18 protein-coding genes and 2 tRNA genes are annotated in these 19,364 nt (G+C 63.3%); 11 read left to right on the forward strand and 9 right to left on the reverse strand.

What is annotated here, in order from left to right; genetic code table 11:
• Nucleotides 1-110: 110 nt before the first annotated feature.
• The 7 genes from HAP48_RS40740 (at nt 111) to HAP48_RS40770 (ending at nt 6,631) form a co-directional block, all read left to right on the forward strand.
• On the forward strand, nt 111-1,100 hold the full coding sequence (locus HAP48_RS40740) for a UbiA family prenyltransferase (RefSeq protein ID WP_166205419.1): 990 nt from the start codon (nt 111-113) through the stop codon (nt 1,098-1,100).
• 1 nt (nt 1,101) lies between these two features.
• Nucleotides 1,102-2,727 (forward strand): hypothetical protein, encoded by a 1,626-nt coding sequence (locus tag HAP48_RS40745; RefSeq protein ID WP_166205420.1) that lies wholly within the window; start codon nt 1,102-1,104, stop codon nt 2,725-2,727.
• On the forward strand, nt 2,720-3,364 hold the full coding sequence (locus tag HAP48_RS40750; RefSeq protein WP_166205421.1) for a haloacid dehalogenase-like hydrolase: 645 nt from the start codon (nt 2,720-2,722) through the stop codon (nt 3,362-3,364). Before HAP48_RS40745 ends, HAP48_RS40750 begins: the two co-directional genes overlap by 8 nt.
• Before the next feature lie 99 nt (nt 3,365-3,463).
• Entirely contained in the window at nt 3,464-3,664 is a 201-nt protein-coding gene (locus HAP48_RS40755) for a hypothetical protein (protein WP_029080746.1), read from the forward strand.
• 14 nt (nt 3,665-3,678) lie between these two features.
• A complete protein-coding gene (locus HAP48_RS40760) occupies nt 3,679-3,882 on the forward strand; it encodes a hypothetical protein (RefSeq protein WP_166205422.1) in 204 nt (67 codons plus the stop codon).
• A gap of 177 nt (nt 3,883-4,059) precedes the next feature.
• On the forward strand, nt 4,060-5,364 hold the full coding sequence (locus HAP48_RS40765; RefSeq protein WP_166205423.1) for a hypothetical protein: 1,305 nt from the start codon (nt 4,060-4,062) through the stop codon (nt 5,362-5,364).
• Nucleotides 5,351-6,631, forward strand: a complete 1,281-nt coding sequence (locus tag HAP48_RS40770; RefSeq protein WP_224496802.1) for a 2OG-Fe(II) oxygenase — start codon at nt 5,351-5,353, stop codon at nt 6,629-6,631. The genes HAP48_RS40765 and HAP48_RS40770 overlap by 14 nt, the downstream gene beginning before the upstream one ends.
• A gap of 111 nt (nt 6,632-6,742) precedes the next feature.
• Here HAP48_RS40770 and HAP48_RS40775 read toward each other — a convergent pair.
• A tRNA-Asp gene (locus HAP48_RS40775) sits at nt 6,743-6,819 on the reverse strand.
• A 310-nt stretch (nt 6,820-7,129) separates the two neighbouring features.
• Here HAP48_RS40775 and HAP48_RS40780 point away from each other — a divergent pair.
• Nucleotides 7,130-7,453: an HU family DNA-binding protein gene (locus tag HAP48_RS40780; RefSeq protein ID WP_224497113.1), complete on the forward strand. Its 324-nt coding sequence runs from the start codon at nt 7,130-7,132 to the stop codon at nt 7,451-7,453.
• Between the two features lie 113 nt (nt 7,454-7,566).
• Nucleotides 7,567-8,823, forward strand: a complete 1,257-nt coding sequence (gene pepT / locus HAP48_RS40785; RefSeq protein ID WP_166205424.1) for a peptidase T — start codon at nt 7,567-7,569, stop codon at nt 8,821-8,823.
• Here the strand turns inward: pepT and HAP48_RS40790 are convergent, their stop codons facing one another.
• The 6 genes from HAP48_RS40790 to HAP48_RS40815 all read right to left on the reverse strand — a co-directional run bounded on the left by HAP48_RS40790 (nt 8,824) and on the right by HAP48_RS40815 (nt 13,350).
• Nucleotides 8,824-9,675, reverse strand: coding sequence for a class I SAM-dependent methyltransferase (locus HAP48_RS40790; RefSeq protein WP_166205425.1), 852 nt, complete (start codon nt 9,673-9,675; stop codon nt 8,824-8,826).
• Nucleotides 9,676-9,710: 35 nt separating this feature from the next.
• Nucleotides 9,711-10,016, reverse strand: coding sequence for a YciI family protein (locus tag HAP48_RS40795; RefSeq protein ID WP_166205426.1), 306 nt, complete (start codon nt 10,014-10,016; stop codon nt 9,711-9,713).
• Between the two features lie 22 nt (nt 10,017-10,038).
• Nucleotides 10,039-10,338, reverse strand: coding sequence for a hypothetical protein (locus tag HAP48_RS40800; protein WP_166205427.1), 300 nt, complete (start codon nt 10,336-10,338; stop codon nt 10,039-10,041).
• Nucleotides 10,339-11,522: 1,184 nt separating this feature from the next.
• Nucleotides 11,523-12,311 carry a hypothetical protein gene (locus tag HAP48_RS40805; protein ID WP_166205428.1) on the reverse strand — a complete coding sequence of 263 codons (789 nt, stop codon included), beginning with the start codon at nt 12,309-12,311 and terminating at the stop codon, nt 11,523-11,525.
• Between the two features lie 218 nt (nt 12,312-12,529).
• Nucleotides 12,530-12,606 (reverse strand) — tRNA-Val (locus HAP48_RS40810).
• A gap of 342 nt (nt 12,607-12,948) precedes the next feature.
• Nucleotides 12,949-13,350 carry a GFA family protein gene (locus HAP48_RS40815; protein WP_166205429.1) on the reverse strand — a complete coding sequence of 134 codons (402 nt, stop codon included), beginning with the start codon at nt 13,348-13,350 and terminating at the stop codon, nt 12,949-12,951.
• A 161-nt stretch (nt 13,351-13,511) separates the two neighbouring features.
• Between HAP48_RS40815 and HAP48_RS40820 the strand changes: the two genes are divergently transcribed.
• Together HAP48_RS40820 and HAP48_RS40825 are read left to right on the forward strand one after the other, a co-directional pair.
• On the forward strand, nt 13,512-13,976 hold the full coding sequence (locus HAP48_RS40820; RefSeq protein ID WP_224496803.1) for a GntR family transcriptional regulator: 465 nt from the start codon (nt 13,512-13,514) through the stop codon (nt 13,974-13,976).
• A 31-nt stretch (nt 13,977-14,007) separates the two neighbouring features.
• Nucleotides 14,008-15,219 (forward strand): MFS transporter, encoded by a 1,212-nt coding sequence (locus HAP48_RS40825; RefSeq protein WP_166205430.1) that lies wholly within the window; start codon nt 14,008-14,010, stop codon nt 15,217-15,219.
• Between the two features lie 110 nt (nt 15,220-15,329).
• Here the strand turns inward: HAP48_RS40825 and lon are convergent, their stop codons facing one another.
• Together lon and clpX are read right to left on the reverse strand one after the other, a co-directional pair.
• Nucleotides 15,330-17,759 carry an endopeptidase La gene (lon, locus tag HAP48_RS40830; RefSeq protein WP_166205431.1) on the reverse strand — a complete coding sequence of 810 codons (2,430 nt, stop codon included), beginning with the start codon at nt 17,757-17,759 and terminating at the stop codon, nt 15,330-15,332.
• Nucleotides 17,760-18,080: 321 nt separating this feature from the next.
• Nucleotides 18,081-19,355 (reverse strand): ATP-dependent Clp protease ATP-binding subunit ClpX, encoded by a 1,275-nt coding sequence (gene clpX, locus HAP48_RS40835; protein WP_029082873.1) that lies wholly within the window; start codon nt 19,353-19,355, stop codon nt 18,081-18,083.
• Between the last annotated feature and the right edge of the window lie 9 nt (nt 19,356-19,364).

A 19,364-nucleotide genomic window follows, 5' to 3' on the forward strand; every position in this document is an offset into this window, starting at 1 on the left:
TGCCGCGGCCGGCAGCCGGTCGTCGTGCGGCGGCATGATCGCTGCCCCTTTCAACACGTCTTACCCCGCCGGCGCCCCGACGCGGGACAGGCAGAGTTTGGAGGATTGCGATGTCCGTCACCAACCACGCCCAGCCGGCCGCCGGCATCACCGATTACATTGCGATCGCGAGGCCCGACCACTGGATCAAGCATGTGCTGATCATCCCGGGCGTCGCGTTTGCGCTGATCATGTCGCAGACCGGGCCGATCGAGCTTGCGACGCTCGCCGAGCGCCTCGTCATCTGCCTGTTCGTCGCAATGGCGCTGTCGTCGGCCAACTACACCATCAATGAGTGGCTCGATGCGCCGTTCGACGCCATGCACCCGACCAAGCGCGCACGTCCCGCGGTGCAGACCGCGATGTCGCCGACCATCGTGCTTGCGCAATACGCTCTGCTCACCGCCGTCGGCATCTTTGCCGCCAACCGGCTCGGCTACGCCTTCGCCGCGACCGCGACCGTGTTCGCGGTGTTCGGCGTGATCTACAACGTGCGCCCGATCCGCGCCAAGGACCGTGCCTTCGTCGACGTCATCGTCGAGTCCCTCAACAATCCGCTGCGCTTCCTGTTCGGGTGGTTCGCTGTGGTGCCGAGCATCGCCCCGCCGGTGTCGATCCTGCTCGCCTACTGGTTCGGCGGCGCCTTCCTGATGGCCGCCAAGCGCGTCTCCGAGCATCGTGCGATCGTCGAGGCCGGCGGCACCGCCAACCTCGCCGCCTACCGGCCCTCCTTCGCGGTCTATACCCATTCGAGCCTGGTCACGAGCTGCCTCGTCTATGCCCAGGGCTTCGCCTTCATGATGGCGATCTTCCTGCTGAAGTACCGGATCGAATATCTCGTCGTCGTGCCGATGCTGATCGCGCTGTTCGCAGCCTATATGCGACTCGCGCTGACGCCGGATTCCGCCGCGGCGCGGCCGGAGGAACTGATGCGGCAGCCGGCGATGCTGATCGCGGCCGCCGTCACCATGGCGCTGTTCGGCGTGCTGACCTTTGTCGACCTGCCCTGGCTGAACAGCCTGACCAGCTCTGACCTGATCCGTCTCGGCGGGATCCGCTAACATGTCGATCGCAACTCCGTTCGAGACGCCGAAGGCCAGTCTCGGTGTCGCTGCTGTAGCGCTGCTGTTCGCGGGACTGCTCGTGCTGCTGGATGGTCCGATCTGGCTCGTGAAGCTGGTGCCGACCCAGGACGGGCCGGTGCATCTGGCGCAGGCCGACCTGATCGCCCGCTTCGGCTGGGGCGGCGCGCTGCAAGAGCCGGCGGCGTTGTTCTATCAATGGAATCCGCGGATCGAGCCGAACTCGGCGATCTATCTGCTGCTCGCCGGATTGATCCGGCTGACCGGCGATGCGCTGGTCGCCAATAGCCTTTTCCTCAGCCTATATGGCCTGGTCTGGATCGTTGCGGCCTTCGCCGCCAGCCGCGCCGAGACCGAGCGGCCGCTGCTGCCGGCGCTGCTGCTACTGCCGATCGCCTTCGGCGTCTTCATCCATTGGGGTTTTTACAATTTCGCGCTCGGCATTCCGCTGTTCCTGCTGTTTGCGAGCTTCTGGCGCGGCCTCAACGGGCGCCGCGATGCGCTGGCGTTCGTCGCGACTGCGATGTTGCTGGCCGCGCTCTACCTGACCCACATCACCTCGGTCGTCGCGGCCTGCCTGCTGCTCGCCGCCGACGGCATCGCGCGCGCCGCCGCGACATTCGCGCGGCAGGGCACCAGGGCCGCGGCGCTGCGCCTGCTGCGCGACGGCATTTGGGCTGCGGCTGCAGCGCTGCCGGTCCTGCTCTTGATCGCAAGCTTCCTGCTCGCCTATCAGAACATTGCCGGCGAGACGGCGAGCACCGCGGGCGGCGTTGCCCAGATCATCCGCCGTATCGTGGCCGCGACCTATCTCTTCACCTTCACCTGGTGGGAGGTGATTGCGCTCGCCCCGGTGCTTGGCGCGATCGTGCTGGCAAGCTTCGTCGCACTGCGGCGCTTCGGTTCGGGCGACCTGCTGTGGCCGGTCTTCTTCGTCCTGGTGCTGGCGCTGTCGCTGCTCAATCTCAAGACCGGCTCGGCGCTGCTGTCGGAACGGCTCGCCCCCTTTAGCGGGATCGCGATCGTGCTGGCGATCGCAAGCCGCCAGCCTGCGCCAACGCTGGCCCGCGCGCTCTGCCTGGCCGCGCTGTCGGGCCTGATCGGACAGACCGCGGTTCGCGCCGTCGCCTACCAGAGCTGGGCGCCGACGCTGGAGAGCGAGCTCGCCGCCGGCCGCGACAATCCCGGCCAGAGCTTTGCCAATGCCGACCTGATCGCTGAGCGCGACAGCCATCTGTTCGCCTGGCGCATTCGCCCGACCCTGCACGCCGCGCAGACCGCGGCCCTTGCGGGCCGCGGCGTCGGCCTGTCCTCGCCGCTGCCCTCGACGCGCTATTTCGGCTATTTCCCGCTGCAATATGTCGAGGCGCGCGATTTCATGCGCGCCACGCCGGATTGGCAGGATGCACCCGACGTCGCCTCGGTCGCCAGGTTCCGCGCCGCCAATCATGGCGCGCCGCAGGTCCTGATCGTTTCGAGCTCCGACCGGGACGGTGTGGCCTTTGCCGACAAGTTCGGCTACCCCGACTGCAAGACCACCGAGACCGGGGCGCGCGAGATCGACGTGTGCAAGGTCGCAACCCGGCTGAGCGCCGCGAATGACTGAGCATCGCCTCGCCGGCGAAACCGCTGCGAAGCCGAAGGACGAGCGCTCCACTGACGGAGCGGGCGCGCTGCTTGGCCTGCCAACGGCACTGCCGCTGGTGCTCGACCTCGACGGCACGCTGATCAAGGGCGACTTGCTCTATCTGAGCTTCTTCTCGATCCTGCGCCGCAATCCGCTGATCGTCGCGTCATGCGCCGCATGGCTGGTGCGCGGCCGTGCCGCGCTGAAGCGCGAGCTGGCACTGCGCCAGCGCATCGACTGGAGCCGGATAAAACTCCATCAGGACGTCGCGGCACTGGCCGAGCGCGAGAAAGCCGCCGGCCGCCGCATCGTGCTGGCGACCGCGGCCGATGCGCTGCTCGCGGAGAAGCTGGCATCGCGGCTCTCATTTATCGACCAGGTCCTCTCCTCCGACGGCGAACACAATCTCAAGGGCGCGAACAAGGCGGCCCTGCTGCTGAAGACCTTTCCCGAAGGCTTCATCTATGCCGGCGACAGCGCCTCCGATCTCGCGGTCTGGGCCCACGCCGTCGGAATCATCACCGTCAATGCGTCCGAGGCCGTGCGCGCCGCCGCGGCCGCGTTCGGCAAACCGACGCTTCAGCTGCAGGGCCACGCGGCTACGGTGAAATCTTAACCGCATCCTAACGCGGTCGTTCGATTGCGATCCGCTCCGCGATCCCAGTTTTAAAAATTGTTCGGTTAAGGTCGGCGTCAACAGAGGCGCAGGCCCACAATGAATTTGCAGCAGCAAGTAATTTCTACCGGCTTCAAGATCATCTGCACGGATTGCGGCAGCCTGGCGATCAAGGTCGCTGATCCGGCGCATGCGTCCGGCGACACCATCATCGAATGCCGCCGCTGCAACGCGGTGCGCGGTACGGTAGCGGACCTGCACGTGCTGGCGCGGCGCGGCCGCGACCTGTTCGAGTTCTAGCCCGGGCCGCGCCGATGCTGTCAGACCCGAAAGCCGCCACGCAGAGCGACGCGCCGCTAGATGTTCCCTTGGAAACGGTGTGGTCGATCCTCGAGGCCGCCAACGAACTGGGCGACACAAACACGGTCGACGCCTGCCGCCGCGTCATCGACGCCAATTTGCGCGGCGACGCGCCCGGACAGCCCGACCTCGCCGCGATCGCCGCATTCTTCGCCTGATTGAGGCAGCGTGTTGCTGTCTGTAAATTCAATGCGGCGCCGCCGTGACAAAGCGCTGCGCGGAAACACAACAACACAGACCGGGGCGTTGCCTGGCCCTGGCTTAACTTTGCGTAACTTGCTTCGTCCAGGGACGACCGGCTAGCTGTCGCGCAGCTTTCGGATTCGGACGGGCCGATGAAATTGACGCGCGACGACCTGGTTGTCGGGGTCGCGATCCCCGCCTTCTTCATCCTCAGCATCGCCTCGATGATCGCCTGCGCGCGCGCGTTTCCGGGGATGCATGTCTGGCGATCCGACATCACCGCGCAGGCCATCCTCGGCACCGCCATCATGGCCATCTTCGTCCCGGCCTTCGTCGCGGGACGATTCAGCTTCGGCTACCTGGTGGGCTTCTCGCTGCTGTCGGCCGTGTTCGGCTTCGTCTGGCTCAGCTTCTTCAGCGCGTTCGATTATCCGCACGCCATCGCGCGCTGGGCCATGATCGCCGCGCTGACTGCGGCGGTCATCCCTCTCCTGTTCCAGAATAGTCCCCTTTGGCGGCCCGACCTGTCCGAGGCGGCGATCAGGCGCATCGTGGTCCTGCTGCTCGGGGCATCCTTCGCCGTGCTGATTGCCGACATCTCCTGCGGCGCCAATGTGGGCGATCCCTATGGGACAGCCCGCAACGCCGTCACGCGGCCGGCACTGTTCAACTATCTGACCGGAATCATCATCGGCGCGGTCCTGCCCTATGTGTTCGCGCATCTTGCGTCGCGCCGGCAATGGCTGGCGGCGGCGGCCGTGTTGCTGTTGGCGCTGTGCTTCTATCCGGTCCTCAACAACAAGACCATTCTGCTGCTGCCGGTCTGGCTGCCGTTTCTGTTCTGGCTGTTCGGCCGGTTCAGCCCGCGGCTGGCGACGGTGCTCGCATTCCTGATCCCGATGATCATCGGTCTGACAGCGTTCTTCGTTCTCGTTGCCGACAAGGGCTACATCGTATTCGGCACCATCAATTTGCGCTTCGCCGCGATCCCGTCACTCGCCCTTGATCAATACGCCGACTTCTTCGCGCACCGCGAGCTGACGCGCTTCTGCCAGATATCCATCCTGCGGCACATCATCGCCTGCCCCTACGGCGCGCTCGGCCCGACGCTGGGAGCGGTCTATCAGGACGGCAATTTCAATGCCTCGTTCCTCGCCACCGAGGGCATCGCGTCGGTCGGTCTTGCGCTCGCCCCCCTTTCGGCGCTGGTGTGCGGCCTGATCCTGTCGGTGGGATCGATGGTCTCGCGGCACTTGTCGCCGCGCTTCATCGCGGTTTCCTCCGGCATTGCCGTTCCGACGATCATGAACGTGCCGCTGACGACAAGCCTGCTGTCGAACGGGATCGCGCTGCTGTTCCTGCTGTGGTGGCTGACGCCCGAATGGCGCGGGGAGTTATCCGCACAGCCCAGGCAGGCCGATCAGCCGACCGGCGTCGCAGGCTTTGCGGCGTCCTGATCCGGGCGAGCATCCCGCTTTATGTGATCACCGCCCGGCCGTCGTCACCCAGTTGCTCTCGCGATGGGGCCAAGGTGGACGACGACACCGGGAGCAGATACGCTCTCCATTTTTCAGCGCCCTTTTTTCATTGGAGTTTGAAGTGGTTCAGAGCGCGCAGGGAGGGCCGGCCGCGTTGGGTCCGGGAAGTGCCGCACCGTGGTTTTCGCAAGCAACGCTTTCGCTTCCGAACTATTCATTTTCGAGTGCCGGCGGCCGCTATCTTGCGCTGTGCTTTCTCGGCAGTGCCGGCGACGACGGCGCACGCGAAGTGATCCAGCAGGTCTTGGACGCAACAGATGTTTTCGACGGACAGCGCGCGGCGTTTTTTGGCGTGACGATCGATGCGAGGGACAAGGCCAACGAGACGCTGCTCGAGCGAAACGGTATCAGATATTTCCTGGATCTCGACGGCGCCGTCAGCCGCCTCTACGGCGCACTTCCGCAGGCCTCGACGCCAGGCGAGCAATCCCGATACAAGCGGATGTGGATTCTGATCGATCCAACCCTGCGGGTGATGGGTATGGCTCCGTTCGGGCAGACCGCCGCGCTGATCTCGCGCCTCCGCACCCTGCCGCCGCCGGATCGCTTCGCCGGGATCCGTCTGCAGGCCCCGATCCTGTACCTGCCGCAGGTGTTCGAACCGGCCTTCTGCAAACATCTGATCGGTCTCTACGAAAGCAACGGCGGCGAGATGTCCGGCGTGATGCGCGAGATCGACGGCAAGACGGTCGGCGTCAGGGATCTCCGGTTCAAGGCGCGCAGGGACTTTTTGCTTGAAGACGCCGAGCTCAGACGTCAGGTCGATCTGAGGATCGAGCGCGCGATCGTTCCCGAGATCGCCAAGGTTCACCAGTTCAAGGCGACGCATATCGAGCGTTACATGGTCGGCTGTTACGACGCCGCCGACAACGCCCACTTTGCGCCGCATCGAGACAACACGACCAAGGGCACAGCGCACCGCCGGTTCGCCGTTTCAATCAATCTGAATGACGATTTTGACGGCGGCGAAATCGGCTTCCCGGAATACGGGCCGCAGTCGTTCAAGCCGCCCACCGGATGCGCCGTCGTGTTCTCATGCTCGCTGCTGCACGCGGTCAGCCTCGTCACGCGCGGCAAGCGCTACGCCTTCCTGCCGTTCCTCTACGACCAGGCCGCGGCAGATATCAGGGACGAAAATCGCAGGTTCATTTCAAGGGAGGAACGCTCCGACCACGCGCCGTCCTGACGGTCTCCCAAGGCTGGGCTGATCGAGGAACATGGCGGGCAAAAACGACTTCAGCGGCGCCCGAGCAAACGCCCTTGGGAACCGCGATCTCTGCTAAGTTATTGAAATAAATGGCGCGAGAGACGGGACTCGAACCCGCGGCCTCCGCCGTGACAGGGCGGCGCTCTAACCAACTGAGCTACTCCCGCGGATGCCGATCATCGGATTGATCCGCGCAGGACCGAGGGCATAAAGGGCCTCTTCCCGTTAGTCAAGGACGTTCCGGATCCCTGCACAGCACGGGCATTTTTGCGCTCAAGGCCCGAGTTGTCGGCTGTTTTCAGGCAGAACGGCGGTGTCAGTAAAGCCCCGAATCAACTAAGGCCTGATAGGTCTGGGTTTCCTGTGGCCGGCCCGGCGCTGCCCGTTCCCAGAACCGGCGGTTTCAGGACTTTTTCGGACGCATTTTCCCGACGCGAACGGCACGCCATTCGCGCGAAAGCAGCAAGCAATCCAGCCATTCAGCAACGAGGAGGGCCAGACATGGCGAAGAAAGCAGCGACACCGGCGACGATCACGCTGAAGCACCTGGCGGCGGCCATCGCCGAAGAGCAGGAGCTGTCCAAGAAGCAGGCCGAGGCGATCCTGACCGACATGGTCAACCGGATCACCAAGCACCTCAAGAAGGGCGAGCGTATCCGGATCGTCGGCCTCGGCATCCTCCAGGTCCGCAAGCGCGCCGCCCGCATGGGCCGTAACCCGGCGACCGGCGAGCAGATCCACATCAAGGCGAGCAAGAAGGTCGCCTTCCGCGCCGCCAAGGAGCTGAAGGAAGCCGTCTAAGGTTTCGTACTCTCTCCGTTAAGACAAAGCGCCATTCCGGCTCGCGACGCGGCCCCGGAGTGGCGCTTTTCTGTTAAGCTCCCTATTCTCGTCCCCACCCCTGCGCGGTCTTCATGCTGGCACCGGCTCTCGACTTCAAGCACACCGTCACCGAGCGCTTCCTGCGCTATGTCGTGATCGACACCCAGTCCGACCCGGATTCACCCACCACGCCCTCCACCGAGAAGCAAAAGAATCTCGGCCGCCTGCTGGTTGCCGAGTTGCAGGCGATGGGCGTAGCGGACGCGCATCTTGATCCGCATGGCTACGTCTATGCGACGATCCCGGCCAACACCGGCAAGACAGTGCCGGTGATCTGCTTCTGCTCGCACATGGACACCTCGCCCGACTGCACCGGCAAGAACGTCAAGCCGCAGGTCGTCAAGAACTACCGCGGCGGCGACATCGTGTTGCCTGCCGATTCCTCGCAGGTGATCCGCGCCGCCGAGCACGAAGCGCTGGCCGACCAGATCGGCAACGACATCATCACGACCGACGGCACCACCTTGCTCGGCGCCGACAACAAGGCCGGGCTCGCCGAGATCATGGATGCCGCGCATTTCCTGATCACCAATCCGCAGGTGAAGCACGGCACCATCAAGATCCTGTTCACACCGGACGAGGAGATCGGCCGCGGCGTCGACAAGGTCGACATCAAAAAGCTCGGGGCCGATTTCGGCTACACCATGGACGGCGAGACCGCCGGCCATATCGAGGACGAGACCTTCTCGGCCGACGGCGCCAGCATCATCATCGAAGGCGTTGCGACCCATCCGGGCTTCGCCAAGGGCAAGATGGAGCACGCGATCAAGATCGCCGCCGCGATCGTCGATCGCCTGCCGAGGGATCACTGCTCGCCCGAGACCACCGAGGGCAAGGAAGGTTTTCTGCATCCCGTCGCGATCTCGGGCGCGCTGGAGAACGCGCGGATCGATTTCATCGTGCGCGATTTCACCGAGGCCGGCCTGAAGCAAAAGGAAGCGCTGCTCGAAGAGATCGTGCAGGACGTCATGAAGGCGTATCCGCGCTCGACCTACCGCATGGAGGTCAAGCAGCAATATCGCAACATGAAGGAGGTGATCGATCGCCACCCGCAGATCGTCGCCTACGCGATCGAGGCGATCGAGCGCGCCGGCCTGACGCCGGTGAGGACCTCGATCCGCGGCGGCACCGACGGTTCACGGCTGTCCTTCATGGGACTGCCCTGCCCGAACATCTTCGCCGGCGAGCACGCGTTCCATTCGCGGCTCGAATGGGTCAGCCGTCAGGACATGGAAAAGGCCGTGCAGACCATCGTGCATCTGGCGATGATCTGGGAAGAGAAGGCCTGATCAGGCCCGGGCGGTCACGATCCAGATCGCGCCCGGCAGCGCCACGGCATCGCCCTTCGCGAACGGCTTCAGCGCCTCGCGCATCGATGCGATGGCGGCGGCGCGCACGTCGTCCGGGTGGCCTTCCAGCGCCCGGCTGGCCGGCCCGATCTCGAGCGCGGCCTGGATCGCCGCATCCATGCCACCGCCAACAGCGACGTCGAGCTCGACCTTGCACGGCTCCATCGCAATGCCGGAGAAACCGGCCTCGCCCAGGATCCGCTTCACCCGCGCTTCGGACGCAAACGAAAACGGACCGGGATCCTCGGGGCCGAGCTGCGGCAGTTTCGGCACGTGCTTGTAGACCGCCTGCAGCGGCGCCATGAAGAAGGGATTTTCGCGCGGCTCCTGCCAGCAGGCGAAGGCGAGACGCCGGCTCTTCCGCATCGCCTTGTGCAGGTTGGCGAACGACACCGCCGGATCGGCAAAGAACATCACGCCGAAGCGCGAGGCCAGCAGGTCGAAGCTCTCGCCGGCGAACGGATAAACCGTCGCATCCGCCAGCGCGAACTCGACCGGCAATCCCTGCGGCGCGCTCTGGCGCGCCCGCGTCAGCATCGGCTCCGAGACGTCGACGCCAAGCACGTGGCCATCGGGCGCGACTTTCGCCGCCAGCGCAAAGCTCGAGGCGCCGCTGCCGCAGCCGACATCGACCACGCGCTCGCCGGGTTTCGGGGCGGCGCGATCGATCAAGAGGTCGAGCACCGGCTGCAGCACGATGTCCTGCGCGGCCTGCCTGATGGCCCAGCGCTGGCCGCCCGGCCCGTTCCAATAGGCAATCTGATCGGCGTTTTGCGGATGGCCTGCGTTCATGCGAACAAAACCTTGTTGAGAGACTTCGCGCGATGCTAGCAAGTCTCGCGCGTCGCGGCGCGCAGCATCGGTATCACCTGATAGGTGAATCCGGCATTGGCCCTGGTGACGGGATCGTTGGCGACGATCTCCTGCGGATCGGCATCGTCGGACAGTTGCAGCACGCCCAGTCCCCAGACGCCGGCGGGATCGGCTACGGGACCGAAGACCAGTGCCTTGCCGGCGCGCAGCAATTCGCCGCAATAGGCGACGTGCGCCTGCATGATGGCGGCTTCCTGCGGCGTCATGTCCTGCGGAAAGGTCGGACGCGGGCCGGTCAATCTGCAGACGTAATACTTCATCGACCTGGCCCGCGTTCTCGGATTATTTGGCGGCTGCGCTCGTCGGCTTGGCCTGCTTCGGCGCAGGCGTCTTCGCAGTGGTTTTGGCGGCATTCGCCTTCGGCGCGCCCTGCCCATCGCTGCGCGCAATGCCCCACGGGTCGGTCGGCTTCTGGTCCGGCACGCCGCTGAGCGCGCGCTGGTAGGCACGTTGCTGCCGCTGTTCGTTGGCGGTATCCGCCGGTGACTTCTCGATCTCTTCGCGATAGCGCTGCACATGGTCCTGCGCCAAGGCAGGTCCGGCAATCATGGCAAGAAGAAGAATCGCGGCGAGTTTGCGCATGCATCAGGTTCCCGGTTATGGGCAGAGAATAGCATCGCAGCGAGGTCAATTCCAAACCTGTGCGGCGAGAATGACGATGACAGGAATCATACTTTGGTCCGCAGGGGAACAGCAGTGATCGGTGGTGAGCCAGTCCGCCTTCGCTCTTCGAGCTTCGGCGTGACAGGCTTCGCCGTGCGGCACCGATTAAGTGGGACATTTCTACGCGAAGGCTGGCCTGCCAAGCCGTAGCCCGCGGGGCGAAGCTGGTAGGCGGCGAGAGATTCGAACTCCCGACCCTCTCGGTGTAAACGAGGAAAGACCCTCCCAAGGGGCTGAAAAATCTAGTATTCTTCCCTTCCTTCGACGGGAACGCTAACTGAACGGTCAACGAACAAAGACGGATTTGCTATTGAAGCTCTATTGACCGCAGTAGCCACAACGAGCCGCCCGCCGGTGGAAGTTGCCGTGAGCGAAGTGACCAGGGCGTGGTCTCTGAGCCGGTCGGAGAAACGGCAATCGCCAGGATCAAGGACACGAACGTTGAGTGCAAGGCGTACACGGATCTTGGCGGTCGTCATCGCCGGCTTCTTACCGGTTGAGGCGCTTGCGCAATGCCGCGGATACACCGGGCCCGGTGGAGCTTGCTACTCGGGTCCCGGCGGCGGCCTTTTCTCAGGGCCTGGCGGTGGCTTGTACAGCGGACCTGGCGGCGCCTCTATACCGGCCCTGGCGGAGGTCTTTACGCAGGTCCCGGCGGCGGCATGTATTCCGGGCCGGGGGGCGGTCTATACACCGGACCCGGCGGAGGTCTTTACAGCGGGCCTGGTGGTGGCATCTACACCGGGCCACCGCCGAGCGATGGAAGCGGATACCGCGGTCCTTGGAGTCCTTGCATTACCGCCGCGAAGGGCCCTGAATGGACGGCTGCAAATTGTCCGGGCTAACCACACCCGTTAGACCTTAGCACGCTCGAAGCGCATGCTCCGACCCACGATTGGTCGACGCCTACACGGCGCAACTCGACCTTTGTTCCATTGCAACTCCAGCGCGCACCCCCTAAAAAACAGGCCTTCCGATTGCCGAAACGTAATGATGGAAGTGAGGAAGCACCAATTGAACCTGCGGCTAGACGATCTCTACAAGATGACAGCGTTCATCTATCACGACGCGAATTTGGGCCGAAGCCGTGAAGCCACTCTGCTTCACTTTGTTGAAGTTTGCGGCATGCTGACGCTCCTCGATCGGAAAAAGAAGCGCGATCGGGTCGACGTTGCTGGAGCGCTTTGCAAAGCGCTGGGCTGGTACTTTCCTCTCCTGGCTAAAATGGGGATCGAAAGCGTCGAGCGGCTCATTTTCACCAAGTATCCAGGGGTAGACAGCTTGGTCTTCAAGCGATCAACTGCTCTGACAAGTTGAACAAGCGAACTATCATCCAATTGAAACACAAACTCCCGCTTAGCGGGATCGTCAGAATCGGTTGTAACCTTGAATTGAATTATCTTCACTAAACCTTGGAATTCAAGCGATTCATCCTGACCGAAGTCGGGTCTAAGATCGAGCATTGTGCGGAAGCTCAATGCGTTCGGCAGCAGACCGGCGCGCAGCTGGCGCACCTTGGTGTATTTCCGAAATTCGGAATTCTCCTTAAACAAGAGTTGCAAACGGGGCGTCAAGACATCCGCAATTTCGGGGTCACCTAAGTCAAGTTCATCCAACAGCGGACTGATGAAATCGTCCGAGCCACCTGAATTGGCGCGAACGGCATTGATCTTGGTAAAGAGGAAGGCAAGCGCACTGAGGATGTACGAGAGGTTGTTCTCAAGAAGGGGAATTTGCTTCTTAAGAAATTCAACCTCTAGATTGCTAAGCGAAAACGATCGCGGCGTCGACGTCGCGGATAGAAGCACCTCGAACTCGGGGTCGGAAAGCGTCGCTACAGCGGCGACAGCCTCCGCAAGTGAACCAGGCGGAGTGATTACTGGATAAGTCATGTTGCGTCAGCCTCGGTTCAAGATCGTGATCGGTATTGTAGAGCGCGTCGCCGCGCAAGCGAATGAGCGCACTCATCACCATCCTACAGGCCCGCTAAAGAACCGTTAAGTATCTGTAAATAATACGAAATTCAAATATTTCAAGGGGGCAATCTCGGGCTTTTATTCTGAGGCGATCGCCAAACGTCGCGCAAGGCGTTTGAAATGAGCGTCCGAGTTGGTAGGCGGTGACGGATTCGAACCGCCGACATCCTGCGTGTAAAGCAGGCGCTCTAACCAGCTGAGCTAACCGCCCTTAGACCATCTCGGGAAGAACGAGAAACTCCGTCCCTGCCGACCATCTCGGTGATACCGAGTCCTAGAAAATCAGCCTAACCAACTGTTATTGCTTTATTTTCGTCACGTCAGCAATCTTCTATTGAAACGCTGTTGAAACACCGATGGAGTGCCCCACCAAAAGCATTGAGATCTGGTAGAAAACTCCAGCAATATTAGTGACTTAGTTCGCTACGAACAAAAGTGAGGAACCTCTCGGAAAATCTCGGTGTAAACGAGATGCTCTAACCAGCTGAGCTAGCCGCCCTTACCTGGCGCCTCTTTAGCCTCGCCCGCCCCCGAGGTGCAAGGCCGCAAAGCCTCAATCGGTTGGCCGCGCCGGCAATCCCCTGAGATCATTGACCCATGGCGCGGCGGAGCGGCACCAGAGCTGGCTTCGCGGGGTCAATTCGCCGCGCTGGCGAATGCTGCCCCAGCGGATACCCCAGTCGTCTGGGCCACCGTCCTCACCGCTCGTGAACAACGGGGAACCGCAATCGCCGCAGAAGTGCTGGAAGCGGATCCGGCCGTTATCGCCCCGCTTGCCGTACACTTTCGGCGCACCTGCGGTCATCCGGACCTCGGCGGCGCAGATCACCGTGACGCGATAGGGCGAGCCGGTCAGCGCCTGGCAGTCGGTGCAATGGCAGATCGATACTCGTTCGGGATCGATCTCGGCCTGATAGGTCACAGACCCGCAATGGCATTGCCCGTCGACGTGCATCCGCGTTCTCCCAATTCCGTCAAACAAAGCGGCTCCACGGGCGCCGTTCCATCGTCCGCGGCTCGGCTCCTGGCCGCTCCTTGGGAGCAATACCGGTATCCCGGCTCGGCCTAGTCTGGGATACCAAACCGGGATACACTAACGATCAGACATTCGCTCCCGTGCACGAGTTGGAGGCGCTGGCCGAGTTCCGGATTCCACTGGAAACGACGGCCGTCCGCCTCGCCTGCGCGCGGGCGAGCGCGGCCGACATCGCCGGCGTCGAGGAGATGCTGGATGCCTGCCAGTCCGGCGCGCCGCGCGAGGAATGGCACCGCGTCGGCACGGATTTCCATGTCGAGATCGCGCGGCTCTCCGGCAATCCCTTCATCGTCAAGGCGATCGCCGGCGCGATGACCCGGCTGTCGCGGGCACGCTGGCTTGAGGTGTGGACCGAACCCTCGCGCGAGCAGGCCTGGCGCGAGCACCGCCGCATCCTCGGCTTCATCAGGGACAACGATCCGGATTCTGCCGCGCGCGAGGCGGCCGATCACATCACCGCCACCCGCGATCGGCTGCTGCATTCGCTGAACGAGGATCGCCGCGGCTTGCGCGCGCGCGGCTTTGCCGTCATCGGGCTGCGCTGACATGGACGCTAAAGTATTGGACGCTCAAGTCATGGACGCTGAAGTCGATCGCGAAGCCATGCTCGACGCGGGCCCCTGGAGGCGCAACCTCATCGTCTGCGTGTTCGGCTCCTTCACCACGATCGTGGGAATGACGCTGCTGCTGCCGTTCCTGCCGCTCTATGTCGAGCAGCTCGGGGTCTCAGATCATGCCGCCATCGTGCAGTGGTCGGGCATCGCCTATGGCGCAACGTTCTTCAGCGCGGCGCTGACGGCGCCCCTGTGGGGACGGCTCGCCGATCGTTACGGCCGCAAGCTGATGCTGATCCGCGCCAGCCTCGGCATGGCGATTGCGATGTCGCTGATCGGCATGGCGCACAATGTCTATGAGCTGGTCGGCTTGCGGCTATTGACCGGCCTGCTCGGCGGCTACGCCTCGGGCTCGACCGTGCTGGTCGCGGCGCAAACGCCGAAGGCTCGGTCCGGTTGGGCGATCGGCGTGCTGTCGGCCGGCATCATGGCCGGCAGCCTGGTTGGTCCGTTGATCGGCGGCGTGCTGCCCGGGCTGATCGGCATCCGCGCGACCTTCTTCTTGATCGGCGGCGTCATCTTCATCACCTTCCTCGGCACCACCTTCCTGATCCAGGAGGAAGCGCGGCCCAAGACGGCGAAGGGCGCCAAATCGCGCGGCGGCTGGTCGCTGGTTCCGGACAAGCGCCCGGTGATCGCGATGTGGGGAACGGGCCTGCTCTTGATGATCGCCAACATGTCGATCGAGCCGATCATCACGGTCTATGTCGCGCAACTGGTCGAGGCGCCGCAGGTGATTTTCGTCGCCGGCCTGGTGATGTCGGCTGCGGCCTTCGGCAGCCTGCTGTCCTCGTCGCATCTCGGCAAGCTCGCCGATCACGTCGGCCACTGGCGGATCATCATCATCTGCCTTGCGGTCTCGGCGCTGCTGTTGATCCCGCAGGCCTTCGTGATCAGCGGCTGGCAACTGATCCTGCTGCGCTTCCTGATGGGTCTCGCCCTCGGCGGCCTGTTGCCCTGCATCGCCAGTGTCATCCGGCACAACGTGCCCGACGCCGTCACCGGCAGCATGCTGGGCTACTCGATCTCGGCGCAGTATGCCGGTCAGGTGATCGGCCCGCTCGCCGGCGGATTCATCGGCGGCCATATCGGCATGCGCGCGGTGTTTTTGGGAACCAGCGTGCTGATGGCGCTCGGGGCGATCGGCAATTTCGTCGTCGAGAAGAAGCGGTAGTTCCGGCGCTGGCGCATCTGCGCCAGCTGTTCGTCCCGCGGTGACTCGCAAGCAACCAAAACAAAAACGGCGCCCGAAGGCGCCGTTTCATTATTTCGACTGGAGCTCGCTTAGTGCGCCGTCAGGCCACCGGACGCTTCATCCGAAGCATCGGGCTTGACGTCGACCTTGCTGGCCTCCTCGTCCCAGACGATCGGCACGGGCACGCGGGTCAGCGCCTTGGCGACGACCTCATCCAGCCGCGAGACCGGAATGATATCCATGCCGCCCTTGATCGCATCGGAGATCTCCGTGAGATCCTTGGCGTTGTCCTCCGGGATCAGCACCGTCTTGATGCCGCCGCGCGCGGCAGCCAGCAGCTTCTCCTTCAGACCGCCGATCGGCAGCACGCGGCCGCGCAGCGTGATCTCGCCGGTCATCGCGACATCATGGCGGACCGGGATGCCGGTCATGACCGATATGATCGCGGTGGCCATCGCCACGCCGGCGGACGGACCGTCCTTCGGGGTTGCGCCCTCCGGCACGTGAACGTGGATGTCGCGGCGGTCGAACAGCGGCGGTTCGATGCCGTAGACGATCGCGCGCGAGCGGACGTAAGACGCCGCCGCCGAGATCGACTCCTTCATCACGTCGCGCAGATTGCCCGTGACCGTCATCTTGCCCTTGCCGGGCATCATGACGCCTTCGATGGTCAACAGCTCGCCGCCGACATCGGTCCAGGCCAGACCCGTGACGATACCGACCTGATCCTCGTCGTCGATCTCGCCGAAGCGATACTTCGGAACGCCGAGGAACTCTTCGATATTCGCCTCGGTGACCTTCACCGACTTCTTCTTGGAGATCATCAGCTCCTTCACCGCCTTGCGGGCGAGTGTGGAGAGCTCACGCTCCAGGTTGCGCACGCCCGCTTCGCGGGTGTAGCGGCGGATCATCAACAGCAAGGCCGCGTCGTCGATCGACCATTCCTTGGAGTCCAGACCGTGCTTGGAGAGCGCGCTCGGGATAAGGTGCTTGCGCGCGATCTCGACCTTCTCGTTCTCGGTATAGCCGGCGATCCGGATGATCTCCATGCGGTCCATCAGCGGGCCCGGAATATTCAGCGTATTCGCGGTCGTGATGAACATCACGTTGGAGAGATCGTAATCGACCTCCAAATAGTGGTCGTTGAAGGTCGAGTTCTGCTCGGGGTCCAGAACCTCAAGCAGCGCCGACGACGGATCGCCGCGGAAATCGGCGCCCATCTTGTCGATCTCGTCCAGCAGGAACAGCGGGTTCGAGGTCTTCGCCTTGCGCATCGACTGGATGATCTTGCCGGGCATCGAGCCGATATAGGTGCGGCGGTGACCGCGGATCTCGGCCTCGTCACGCACGCCGCCGAGCGACACGCGCACGAACTCGCGGCCGGTCGCCTTCGCGATCGACTTGCCGAGCGAGGTCTTGCCGACGCCGGGAGGCCCGACCAGGCAAAGGATCGGTCCGGTCAGCTTGTTGGCGCGCGACTGCACCGCGAGATACTCGACGATGCGGTCCTTGACCTTCTCGAGCCCGTAGTGATCGGAGTCCAACACCGCCTGCGCGGCCTCGAGGTCCTTCTTGACCTTGGACTTCTTGCCCCACGGGATCGACAGCAGCCAATCCAGATAGTTGCGCACGACGGTCGCTTCCGCGGACATCGGCGACATCTGGCGCAGCTTCTTCAGCTCGTGCTGCGCCTTCTCGCGCGCTTCCTTGGACAGCTTGGTCTTGGAGATCTTCTCCTCCAGATCGGCCAGCTCGTCGCGACCTTCGTCGTCGCCGAGCTCCTTCTGGATCGCCTTCATCTGCTCGTTCAGGTAATACTCGCGCTGGGTCTTCTCCATCTGGCGCTTGACGCGCGAGCGGATGCGCTTCTCGACCTGCAGCACCGAGATCTCGCTCTCCATCAGGCCCAGCACCTTCTCCAGGCGCTGCGTGACGGACAACGTCTCCAGGATGGCCTGCCGGTCGGCGATCTTGACCGCGAGATGCGAGGCAACGGTGTCGCCGAGCTTGGCGAAATCGGTGATCGCCTGAACCACTCCGACGACTTCGGCGGAGATCTTCTTGTTGAGCTTCACATAGCTCTCGAAGTCGGACACGACCGAACGCGACAGCGCCTCGGCTTCGACCGAGGTGGCGTCAACGTCGGCGAGCGCGACCGCGGTCGCCTCGTAATACTCGCTGCGATCGGAATACTTCTCGACACGCGCGCGCTCGAGGCCCTCGACCAGCACCTTCACGGTGCCGTCGGGCAGTTTCAGGAGCTGCAGGACGCTGGCGAGCGTACCGGTCTCGTAAATTGAATCGGGAGCCGGATCGTCATCGGACGCGTTCTTCTGCGTCGCGAGCATGATCAACGCATCGTTCTTCATCACCTCTTCGAGCGCGCGGATCGATTTCTCGCGGCCGACGAACAGCGGCACGATCATGTGCGGGAAGACGACGATGTCGCGGAGCGGCAGCACCGGATAGGAATGGCTTTCGCCGTGGACGATCGTTGGCCGGGGTTTTGAGGTCGTCATGGCCTTATCCTTTTGTTTTGCCCCCTTGCACGCAGTCCGCCTGCTTGCGCAACCGCCACAAGGTGCCTTGGTGATCCGGAAAAAGATTGCCGTCAGCAGTCGCTTATTCCGCATCGTAAAGCGACGAATCTCAACACATGAGATCCCTCGCCGATAGCATTAGGTGGCTATCAGGCCGGGGGGTGTCAAGTCTGAGAAGTGCCCGGAAATTCAGGCTAAACAGGCATTTACTGCGATGCCACAACGGCGCTGCTGCTGCGCCGCAACGGCCGCCGGATCGCCCGGCAGCCCTGCATTTTTTGCGGGTCGAGACGAGCGCTTTTAGGCGCTCGCGCTGCTCTCGACGGCGCGGTCCGAGCGATCCGCGTAGATGTAGAGCGGACGCGCCGTTCCCTCGACCACTTCGCGCGAGATCACGACTTCCTCGACGCCTTCGAGGCCCGGGAGGTCGAACATGGTCTCGAGCAGGATGCTCTCCAGAATCGACCGCAGGCCGCGCGCACCGGTCTTGCGCTCGATCGCCCTGCGGGCGACCGCGCCAAGCGCCTCGTCGGCGAAGGTCAGCTCGATGTTCTCCATCTCGAACAGCCGCTGGTACTGCTTCACCAGCGCGTTCTTCGGATCGGTCAGGATCTTCTTCAGCGAGGCCTCGTCGAGGTCCTCCAGCGTCGCGACGACGGGCAGACGGCCGACGAATTCCGGGATCAGGCCATACTTCAGCAGGTCTTCCGGCTCGACGTGGCGGAAGATCTCGCCGGTGCGGCGGTCCTCCGGCGCGAGCACCTGCGCCGCGAAGCCGATCGAGGTCGAACGGCCGCGCGCGGAGATGATCTTCTCGAGGCCCGAGAACGCACCGCCGCAGATGAACAGGATGTTGGTGGTATCCACCTGCAGGAACTCCTGCTGCGGATGCTTGCGGCCGCCCTGCGGCGGGACCGAGGCCACCGTGCCTTCCATGATCTTCAGCAGCGCCTGCTGGACGCCCTCGCCCGACACGTCGCGGGTGATCGAGGGATTGTCCGACTTGCGGCTGATCTTGTCGATTTCGTCGATATAGACGATGCCGCGCTGCGCGCGCTCGACGTTGTAGTCGGCCGACTGCAGCAGCTTCAGGATGATGTTCTCGACGTCCTCGCCGACGTAACCGGCTTCGGTCAGCGTCGTCGCATCAGCCATGGTAAACGGCACGTCGAGGATGCGGGCCAGCGTCTGCGCGAGCAACGTCTTGCCCGAACCGGTCGGACCGATCAGCAGGATGTTCGACTTGGCCAGCTCGACGTCGTTGTGCTTGGTCTGATGGTTAAGCCGCTTGTAGTGATTGTGGACGGCGACCGACAGCACCTTCTTGGCATGGCTCTGACCGATCACGTAGTCGTCCAGGACCTTGCAAATCTCCTTCGGCGTCGGGATGCCGTCGCGCGACTTCACCAGCGAGGATTTGTTCTCCTCGCGAATGATGTCCATGCACAGTTCGACACACTCGTCGCAAATGAAGACAGTCGGTCCGGCAATCAGCTTGCGAACTTCATGCTGGCTCTTGCCGCAGAACGAGCAGTATAGCGTGTTCTTGGCGTCGCTCGTGCCGACCTTACTCATTCATTATCT

The sequence above is a fragment of the Bradyrhizobium septentrionale genome, from assembly GCF_011516645.4.
In the GTDB taxonomy this organism is placed as follows: Bacteria; Pseudomonadota; Alphaproteobacteria; order Rhizobiales; family Xanthobacteraceae; genus Bradyrhizobium; species Bradyrhizobium septentrionale.